The following is a 9,141-nucleotide window of genomic DNA, read 5'->3' as shown; positions in this document are numbered from 1 at the left end:
ACTGCTCGCTTTCGCCGCTGTCATCGATTGGATGCAGCCGCTCAAGAGGTTTTAAAACACTGCCTAGGACTGGCTCTTCTCGTGTTCCTGACCCTTCGTTGGCTCCTCGTCCTTCTTCTTCATCGGCTGCGGCACTCTCGGCGGCGGAATGAAGCCGCCGTTGCCGGATCCGCCGGACCAGCGGCCGGAATCCTGCTGATTCTTGAAGGGACGGGGAGGGCGGTTGTTCTGTTTCTGACTGCGCATGGTCTTCGCGGCCCTTTACCATCAGTTTCGCAGATGACAACCAACTGCCAGATCCGGTTTCCACGTGAATGCACCGGGCGACCTGAGCGCGTTCCTGCGGCGGTCATACAGCATGGATCCAGCCCGGCGGGCAGGAGGCACAGAACCGCTTGTACCGGCAGTTGCTTGCAGAACGAAAACCGTGTTCCGCCTCCGCGCTGTGGTGCCGGGCTTTCGGTCACCCGGTGGCTCAAGCGGCCGCCTTGAGGACGTAGGCTTCCTCGACGCGCTCTTTGCGCGGACCGAGATAGATGATTTTGCCTTCGATGTCGGCGCTGATGAGGGTGCGGACATTCACGGCGTGCCATTGGGGAGCCTTGGGGTGGGTGTCGCCAAGGTGAGGGCTGCGAATGAAGACGAGGGGCTCTGAGGATGGTTTCATGAGGCCTTTTCATCGCACGTGCCGCTCAATGTGGCACCCCGGACGCGGCATCAGGTTTTCCCCAAGCGGCGCTGACGGAGGGAGAATGACAGATCAGGCGATCTGCGCGTTGTTTTGCGGAGGCTGGAGCGGCTTGACGCGGAAGAGACGCAGGATGACGACGAAGTAGAGCGGGACGAAGAAGAGGCCGAGCAGGGTGGTGGTGATCGCGCCGCCGACGATGCCGGTGCCGATGGCGTTCTGACTGCCGGAGCCCGCGCCGGTATTGAGCGCGAGGGGCAGGACGCCGAGCCCAAAGGCGATGGAGGTCATGAGGATGGGCCGCAGACGCTGGCGGGTGGCGTGCAGTGCTGCCTCAATGAGCGTGGCCCCGCGGTCGAAGTGCTCCTTGGCGAATTCGACGACGAGGATGGCGTTCTTGGCGGAGAGCCCGATGATGGTGATGAGGCCGATCTGGAAGTAGATGTCGTTCGGCATGCCGCGCCACTGGGTGGCGGCGACGACGCCGAGGGCACCGAGGGGCATGTCCATCATCACAGAGAAAGGGATGGCCCAGCTTTCGTAGAGGGCGGCTAGGCAGAGGAAGACCATCAGGAGGGCGATGGCGTAAAGCGCAGCCGATTTGGAGCCGGAGAGCTGCTCTTCGAAGGAGAGTCCGGCCCACTCGATGCCGATGCCGGGCGGGAGCTGCTTCGCCATGGCCTCGATCTCGCCCATGGCCTCGCCTGAACTGTGGCCGGGGGCGGGTTCGCCGAGGATGGAAAGCGACGGGGCGCCGTTGAAGCGCTCGAGCTTTGGCGAGCCGAGCCGCCAGGAGGCGCTGGAAAAGGCGGAGAAGGGAACCATGTCTCCCTGGGAGTTGCGCACGTGCCAGCGGTTGATGTCCTGCGGCAGCATGCGGAAGGGGGCATCGCCCTGCATCATGACGCGTTTGACGCGGTTCTTGTCGATGAAGTCGTTGATGTAGGTGGAGCCCCAGATGGTGCTGAGCGAGGCATTGACCTCCGCGAGCGAGAGCCCGAGGGCGCTGGCCTTGACCTGGTCGATGTCGATCTGATACACGGCCGTATCGGCGAGGCCGTTCGGACGCACGCCGGCGAGCACGGGATTCTTCATGGCCATGCCGAGGAGCTGGCCCTGCGCACCCATGAGCGCGTCGTGGCCGAGGCCGCCGAGATCGACGAGCCGCAAATCGAAGCCGGTGGCGGTGCCGAGCTCCAGCACGGCGGGCGGGGCGAAGGAGAAGGCGAGCGCGTCCTTGAACTGGGCGAATTTCGCCATCGCACGGCCCTGGATGGCCTTCACCTTCTGCGAGGGCAGCTTGCGCTCCTCCCAGGGCTTCAGTTTGACGAACATGAGCACCTGGTTCTGCGCGTTGCCGCTGAAGCTGAAGCCGAGGACGCCGAAGCCGCCTTCGACGAGGTCTTTCTCCTCCTCAAAGAAGTGTTTCTCCATCTTTTGCAGCACGAGATCGGACTGCTCGCGTGTGGAACCGGGCGGCAACTGCGCCATGGCAAAGAGGACGCCGGTGTCCTCGTCCGGCAGGAAGCCGGTGGGCGCACGCAGGAAGAAAAACACGACCGCTCCGGCGATGGCGGCATAAGGAATGAGCGCGAGCACGTAGTGGCGCAGGAAGTGGCCGACGGCGCGTGCGTAGCGGTCGGCGGTGCTTTCAAAGGCGCGGTTGAACCAGCCGAAGGGGCCGCGTTTCGCGAGGTGATGGCCCTGGGCCATCGGTTTGAGCAGGGTGGCGCACAAGGCCGGGGTGAGGATGAGCGCCACGAACACAGACAACGTGACGGAGCTGACGATGATGAGAGAGAACTGCCGGTAAATCACGCCGCTGGAGCCGGTGAAGAAGGCCATGGGCACAAACGCGGCGCACAGCACGAGGCCGATGCCAACGAGGGCTCCGCTGATCTGGTGCATGGACTTCCGCGTGGCCTCCTTCGGCGGCAGGCCTTCCTCCTGCATCACGCGTTCGACGTTTTCGACGACGACGATGGCGTCATCGACCAGCAGGCCGATGGCGAGCACGAGGCCGAAGAGCGTGAGCGTGTTGATGGAGTAACCGGCGGCCGCCATGACGCCGAAGGTGCCGAGCAGCACGACGGGCACGGCGATGGTCGGGATCAGCGTGGCACGCCAGCTTTGCAGGAAGAGGAACATGACGAGGAAGACGAGCACGACGGCCTCGATGAGCGTCTTCACCACCTCCTCGACGGAAATGCGGACAAACTGAGTGGTGTCGTAAGGGTAGATGGCCCTCACACCGGGCGGGAAGAACTGCGACATCTCCGCGACCTTTTGTTTCACCGCGTCCACCGTCTCCAGGGCGTTCGCACCCATCGCAGGACGGATGGCCATGCCACTGGCTGGTTTGCCGTTGAAGCGGGCGAGAACGTTGTAGTTCTCACTGCCGAGTTCGACGCGGGCGACATCCCGCAGGAACACGCGCGAGCCATCTGGACTGACGCGCAGCAGGATCGCTTCGAACTGTTCCGGCGTCTGCAAACGGCTCTGCGCCATGATCGTGGCGTTCAGCAACTGCCCGGGCACGGCCGGCAGGGCTCCGAGCGCTCCGGCGGAGACCTGGGCATTCTGCGCCCGCACGGCGGAGACAATGTCGGACGTGGCGAGGTGGTATTTCGTCAGCTTGTCGGGATCCAGCCAGATGCGCATGGCATACTGCGTGCCGAAGCTCTGAATTTCACCGACGCCGGGCAGGCGGCTGATGGGATCACGCATGACGCTGGAGTTGTAGTCGGCCAGATCGGTGCCGGACATGGTGCCATCCTCCGAAATGAGGCCGACGACTATGAGGAAGTTTCGCACCGATTTGTTCACCTGCACGCCCTGCTGCTGCACCTCCTGCGGCAGCAGGGCCGTGGCCAGCGCGACCTTGTTCTGCACCTGCACCTGGGCGGTGTCGGGATTGGTGCCACCTTCAAACGTGACGGTGATGGTGGCGGTGCCATCGGAGGTGCTCGCCGATTCGATGTAGCGCAGGTTGTCGATGCCGTTGAGGCGCTGCTCGATGACCTGGGTGACCGTGTCCTCGAGTGTTTTGGCCGAAGCACCGGGATACGTGGCGATGACGGTGATGGTGGGCGGCGCGATGCTGGGATATTGCGCAATGGGCAGGGTGGAAATGGCGATGGCGCCCGCCAGCATGATCACAATGGCGATCACCCACGCAAACACCGGCCGGTCGATGAAAAATCGGGACATGCGAGGGTGGTGTTAGTGCGGCTTCACTGCGGGGGAGCTGGAGACAGCCGCAGCATCTGGAGCCGCATCGACGACTTTCACCTGCATGCCGGGCCGGACCTTTTGCAGGTTGTTGAGGATGACTTGGTCGCCCGGTTTCAATCCAGAGCTGACCAGCCACTGGCCGCCGACCGCGCGGGGTGTCTCCAGCACACGCAGTTCGACCGTGTTGTCAGCGCCGACGACGAGCGCGGTGGGTTCGCCCTTGGGATTGCGGCTCACGGCCGGCTGCGGCACCAGGATGGCATCCGGCCTGGTGCCTTCCTGCAAACGGGCGCGGACAAACAGGCCCGGCAGCAGGTCGCCACGAGGATTAGGAAACAGGGCACGGATGGTGACGGAGTTCGTCATCGCATTCACGGTCACGTCTGACATCTCCAGCGTGCCTTCCTCCGGATGGATGTCGCCATTTTCGTGAATGAGTTTCACCTGCGCTTTGCCCGATTTGTCTGCCTTCAAGCGGCCGCTGGCGAGATCGCGCTTTAAACGCAGCAACTCGCTGCTGGGCTGCGTCACATCGACATACACGCGGTCAATCTGCTGCACGGTGGCGAGAAGCGTGGCGTTGGCAGACTGCACGTAGGCGCCTTCCGTGACCTGCGAGATGCCGATGCGCCCGTCCACGGGCGATGTGACCTGTGTGTAGCCCAGATTGATGCGGGCGGAGCGCACGGCAGCCTCGGCCACCAGAACATCCGCATCGCCCATCTGCTTTGCGGCGATGGCGTCCTCGTAATCCTGCTCGCTGATGGCCTTGGTGTCACGCAGGCCGCGCAGACGCTCTTCCTTGAGGTTTGCGGCGGTCAGACTGGCCTGGGCGCGTGCGAGGGTGGCCGTGGCGCGGTCGAGCTCGGTCTGATACGGAGCCGGATTGATCTCATAAAGCGGCTGGCCGGCCTTCACATCGCTGCCTTCCTCAAACAGGCGCTTCAAGACGATGCCATTCACCCGTGCGCGGACTTCCGCCACGCGGAAGGCGGAGATGCGGCCCGGAAGATCCTGCGTGAGGGTGACGGGCGTCGTTTGGATCGTCAGAACATTCACTTCCATGGGCCCCATCGGTGCCATGGGCGGTCCGCCAGGTTTGTTCTGGGCGTGACGATCGCAGGCCATCAGCAGCAGGGCCAGGACGGCGAGCGAAATGGAGAAAGGGGAACTCATGGCTGGGGAATTCGTTTCTTTGGGCCTGTCTGGCTGCCGCTATTCCTGGCGGAGTCTTCTGGGGAGGGCCGGACGATGTGGTGGAGGGCGTCGGGCAGCCACCGGCAGCACAGGGGGAAAAGAGCCTCCGATTTAGAGGAAGCGGCTTCAGATAGGGCAGGGGTGTTCTCTGGTCAAATCGGCTCATCACGGCGATGAACCGCTGACTGACAACGGCGAACCGCTTGAAACCCCCGCCGTCCTGCGGCATGGACACGGCCCTCCATTTTCAACCATGTCCGCCGAACGCAAGACCCTCGAAGAACGCGCCCAGATGTCTGATATTGACCGTCTGCGGCACTCCTGTGCCCACGTGATGGCCACCGCCATCCTGCGCCTGTGGCCGAACGCCCAGTTCGCCTACGGCCCGCCCGTGGAAAACGGCTTCTACTATGACTTCGACCTGCCGGACCATCGCATCACGCCGGACGACTTTGAAAAGATCGAGGCGGAGATGAAAAAGATCGCCAAGGAGAACCAGAAGTTCGAATGGAAGGGCGTCACCCGCGAGGAAGCCATCGCGCTGGCGAAAAGCGGCCGCCTCGGCGGTCTGAGCGAGCGTCCGGGCAATCCGAGCACCTTCAAACTCGACCTTTTGGAAAAGATTCCCGAAGGCGAACAGATCAGCACGTTTACTAACGGCGAGTTCATCGACCTCTGCGCCGGACCGCACGTGGGCTATACCTCGAAGTGCAAGAACGTGAAGCTGATGTCGGTCAGCTCGTCCTTCTACATGGGCGACGAGACGAAGCCGCAGCTCCAGCGCCTCTACGGCACCGCCTTCCCGACGAAGGAAGAACTCGACGCGCACCTCGTGCAGCTCGAAGAGGCCAAGAAGCGCGACCATCGCAAGCTGGGCCGCGAATTGAAGCTCTTCCACATCGACGAGGACGTGGGCCAGGGCCTCATCCTCTGGACGCCCAATGGCGCGACGCTGCGCCAGGAACTGCAAAACTTCATCAGCGAGGAACTGCGCAAGCAGGGCTACTCGCAGGTCTTCACGCCGCACATCGGCAAAACGGTGCTCTACAAGACCAGCGGCCACTTCCCTTATTACAAAGACAGCCAGTTCAGCCCGGTCATCGAGAACGACGACCTTAGCAAGATCATCAAGGAAGGCTGCGGCTGCTGCGAGATGATGGAGCGCCTCGGCGCGGTGTCCGCGAAGCTGCGCAGCCAGCTCAATGAGCGTGCCGGCACGGAAGTCGTGACCGAGGACCGCGTGCTGCCGGACGACAAATTGCTCGATGGCTTCCTGCTGAAGCCGATGAACTGCCCGCATCACATCAAGATCTTCGACAGCCAGCCGCGCAGCTATCGCGACCTGCCGGTGCGCCTCGCCGAATTCGGCACGGTGTATCGTTGGGAGCAAAGCGGCGAGCTCAACGGCATGACCCGCGTCCGCGGCTTCACGCAGGATGACGCGCACCTCTTCTGCACCGAGGAACAAGTCGCCGCCGAAGTGCTCGGCTGCCTTTCTCTGGTCAAAATCGTGCTCAACACGCTCGGCATGCACGACTACCGCGTGCGCGTGGGCCTGCGTGATCCCGACAGCAGCAAGTTCACCGGTGATCCTGCCAAGTGGGACGCCGCCGAAGACGCCTGCCGCAAAGCCGCCGCCACGCTCGGCGTGCCCTTCACCGAAGAACCCGGCGAGGCCGCGTTCTACGGCCCGAAGATCGACTTCGTCATCAAGGACGTCATCGGCCGCGAATGGCAGCTCGGCACCGTGCAGGTCGATTACGTCCTGCCCGTGCGCTTTGATTTGAGCTACATCGGCCCCGACAACAAGCCGCACCGCCCCGTCATGATTCATCGTGCGCCGTTTGGCAGCATGGAGCGCTTCTGCGGCGTGCTCATCGAGCACTTCGCCGGACACTTCCCCGCCTGGCTCGCCCCCGAGCAGGTCCGCGTGCTCACCATCAGCGAAAAGAGCGAGCAGTTCGCCACCGAAGCCCTCAACCAGCTCAAAGCCGCCGGTCTGCGTGCCACCTACGACGACGCCTCCGAAAAAATCGGCGCGAAGATCCGCAACGCCCAGCTCGACAAGATCCCCTACATGCTCGTCATCGGCGAAAAAGAAGCCGCCGCCCAGTCCGTGGCCGTCCGCCACGCCAAACGCGGCGATCTCGGCGTGAAGTCGCTCGCGGAATTCGTGAGCGAGATCACCGCGGAGGTGAAGGAGCGGAGGCTGTAGCTGCGAAGGGTTATCGGGACTGCGAGGGTGTTGTTGATCTACACCCTCGCCATCGCCAGCAAGGCCTTCACTCGTTCCATTTCCGTCGCCGACGTCTTCGCTACAAAGCCCCGGGCGTGGGCGAAATGGACATCGGGTTCTTTCTCGATGCGGGTGAAGTCGTAGTGAGGCGCATCGTTGTGCCGGGAAAGGCCGTAGCCGCTGCCGCGACGGTCGGGGTAGATGAGGGCGACGACGCTTGCGTTTTTGCCGATGCTTTCCAGGTAGCGGCCGATGCCAGCGGAAGGTTCGTCTCCCAACGGTTCGATGCGGGGCAAGAAAAGCACCTCATGGTCGTCCATGCTCCAAATCTGCGCATTCAACGCGATGAAGTCGAGGCGTGCCCGAAGCTCACGCAGATAGTCCAGCAGGTCCTGGCCGATGTAACTGAGGATTTCCCACAAGGGCTCGCCGGGTTCGAGACGTTTGGCTTTGGCAAAGCGACGCAGCACCGTGACATCGACTGGCGAGTTCAGCTTGTTCATCGCCTCGCGGTTCACACCGAGCCACTTGGCGGTCACGTTCGGGCCGCGAGTATCAAACCACTCCGCAGGCTCAAGCCAGTCGCAAAACTGGCGGGCGTCCTCATAGACGCCGAGATGCTGCAGCACGAGGCTCAACGCGCACACCGGCGGATGATCGGCTGGAAACTGATGGTGGTCGAAGTTGTGCCGTTCGGGCGCGTGCTCGCCGCCGACATCGACCACAGCCGTCGAAACGTCCGCCAGCTCCTCGGCTGTGGGCTCACGCCTCACGATGGGCACGCGATGAACGGCGGCTAGAAGGCTGCAGGCCAGGAATTCGTCTTTATGGGCACCGCCGGGATGAGTCAGAATGAGCTTCAGGGACATGAGGATGGCCTCCGCCTCTCCGCCGAACGGAAGGCGGGTGCAAGTGCGGAATGGAAACCCACTGCAACGTGCAGGCGCTGCAAGTTCAATCCCACAGTCCCAGCACTCGCAGCGCCTTGTGTCGTGTCGCCCTGGTTGGGAAGGAGAAGTGAACGTCAATCGGATGCGCTTTGCCGGAAGCCATGACGATCACGTTGTCTTCATGAACGTCGGTGACCAGAATGTTTCCGGCTGATCCGCCATTCACCCAGAACTTGGATTGGCGGCTGTTCTGTTGTTCATGGATGAGACCCTGGGCTTCAAGCAGTTCCACAAGCTCGTCCCAGTCTGGGTGCCGACCAGCAACGAATGGCTGTGTCAGAAGCACGTGGAGATGTGACTGCTCAAAATAGAGGCCGTGCAGCCGGATGTCGTCGCCGAAGAAGTGATTGGCAAGCAAGTGGTCAGTCAGGTACTCGAACAGCAGTTCTGCTGGCTTGTGGAAATCTCGAAGGTTTCCGGATCAAACACACGCGGATCATGGTCCTTCAAGACGCAGTTCATTCCTTCTGGCACCACAACCACATGTTCCATGCCTTTGCCCACAAACTCGGCACCGCTCATCAGGTGACGGTGCTGGTCTCGAGAATCAATCCCACATCATGGCCGAAACGGGCGAGTGCGCGTATTTCCTGCTCTGTTGGATCTTCCGGATGGCTGCCTTCGTCACCGGTCCCTGGGACTGCAACTGCTCCCGCAGCGCCTCGGAGAAGCCCTTGCGGACCTCCGAATAAGCCATGAGCTTTTTGGAGATGTTGTGGTTCGTTGGCATGCGGAGATTCCAATCGCTTGAACGATGCTTTCAGCCCTGGGTGATGCAAGGAGAATGTCCGGCCTCGATCTTGTGAAGCAGAGCGTTGAGAACGGCCATCTCCGCC

The 9,141-nt window shown here is 62.4% G+C and carries 8 protein-coding genes; 1 reads left to right on the top strand and 7 read right to left on the bottom strand.

Annotated features, from left to right (window positions below):
- Positions 1 to 63: 63 nt before the first annotated feature.
- From IAE77_RS08195 to IAE77_RS08180, 4 genes are all read right to left on the bottom strand, one after another.
- Positions 64 to 246 (bottom strand): hypothetical protein, encoded by a 183-nt coding sequence (locus tag IAE77_RS08195; RefSeq protein WP_294224532.1) that lies wholly within the window; start codon positions 244 to 246, stop codon positions 64 to 66.
- A gap of 229 nt (positions 247 to 475) precedes the next feature.
- Positions 476 to 667: a hypothetical protein gene (locus IAE77_RS08190; RefSeq protein ID WP_294224530.1), complete on the bottom strand. Its 192-nt coding sequence runs from the start codon at positions 665 to 667 to the stop codon at positions 476 to 478.
- 93 nt (positions 668 to 760) lie between these two features.
- Positions 761 to 3,898: an efflux RND transporter permease subunit gene (locus tag IAE77_RS08185; RefSeq protein WP_294224527.1), complete on the bottom strand. Its 3,138-nt coding sequence runs from the start codon at positions 3,896 to 3,898 to the stop codon at positions 761 to 763.
- 12 nt (positions 3,899 to 3,910) lie between these two features.
- Positions 3,911 to 5,098: an efflux RND transporter periplasmic adaptor subunit gene (locus IAE77_RS08180; RefSeq protein WP_294224525.1), complete on the bottom strand. Its 1,188-nt coding sequence runs from the start codon at positions 5,096 to 5,098 to the stop codon at positions 3,911 to 3,913.
- Positions 5,099 to 5,372: 274 nt separating this feature from the next.
- On the opposite strand from IAE77_RS08180, the gene thrS reads away from it, so the two are divergent.
- Positions 5,373 to 7,334 carry a threonine--tRNA ligase gene (gene thrS, locus IAE77_RS08175; protein WP_294224523.1) on the top strand — a complete coding sequence of 654 codons (1,962 nt, stop codon included), beginning with the start codon at positions 5,373 to 5,375 and terminating at the stop codon, positions 7,332 to 7,334.
- Positions 7,335 to 7,372: 38 nt separating this feature from the next.
- Here thrS and IAE77_RS08170 read toward each other — a convergent pair whose 3' ends face one another.
- The 3 genes from IAE77_RS08170 to IAE77_RS08160 all read right to left on the bottom strand — a co-directional run bounded on the left by IAE77_RS08170 (position 7,373) and on the right by IAE77_RS08160 (position 9,035).
- Positions 7,373 to 8,224, bottom strand: coding sequence for an MYG1 family protein (locus IAE77_RS08170; protein WP_294224521.1), 852 nt, complete (start codon positions 8,222 to 8,224; stop codon positions 7,373 to 7,375).
- Between the two features lie 85 nt (positions 8,225 to 8,309).
- On the bottom strand, positions 8,310 to 8,687 hold the full coding sequence (locus IAE77_RS08165) for a hypothetical protein (protein WP_294224536.1): 378 nt from the start codon (positions 8,685 to 8,687) through the stop codon (positions 8,310 to 8,312).
- Between the two features lie 165 nt (positions 8,688 to 8,852).
- Positions 8,853 to 9,035 carry a hypothetical protein gene (locus tag IAE77_RS08160; RefSeq protein WP_294224518.1) on the bottom strand — a complete coding sequence of 61 codons (183 nt, stop codon included), beginning with the start codon at positions 9,033 to 9,035 and terminating at the stop codon, positions 8,853 to 8,855.
- Between the last annotated feature and the right edge of the window lie 106 nt (positions 9,036 to 9,141).

The organism is Prosthecobacter sp. (assembly GCF_014879935.1).
Taxonomy (GTDB): domain Bacteria; phylum Verrucomicrobiota; class Verrucomicrobiia; order Verrucomicrobiales; family Verrucomicrobiaceae; genus Prosthecobacter.
The sequence above is the reverse complement of the archived record's forward strand: the minus strand, read 5'-3'. Positions and strand labels throughout refer to the sequence as shown.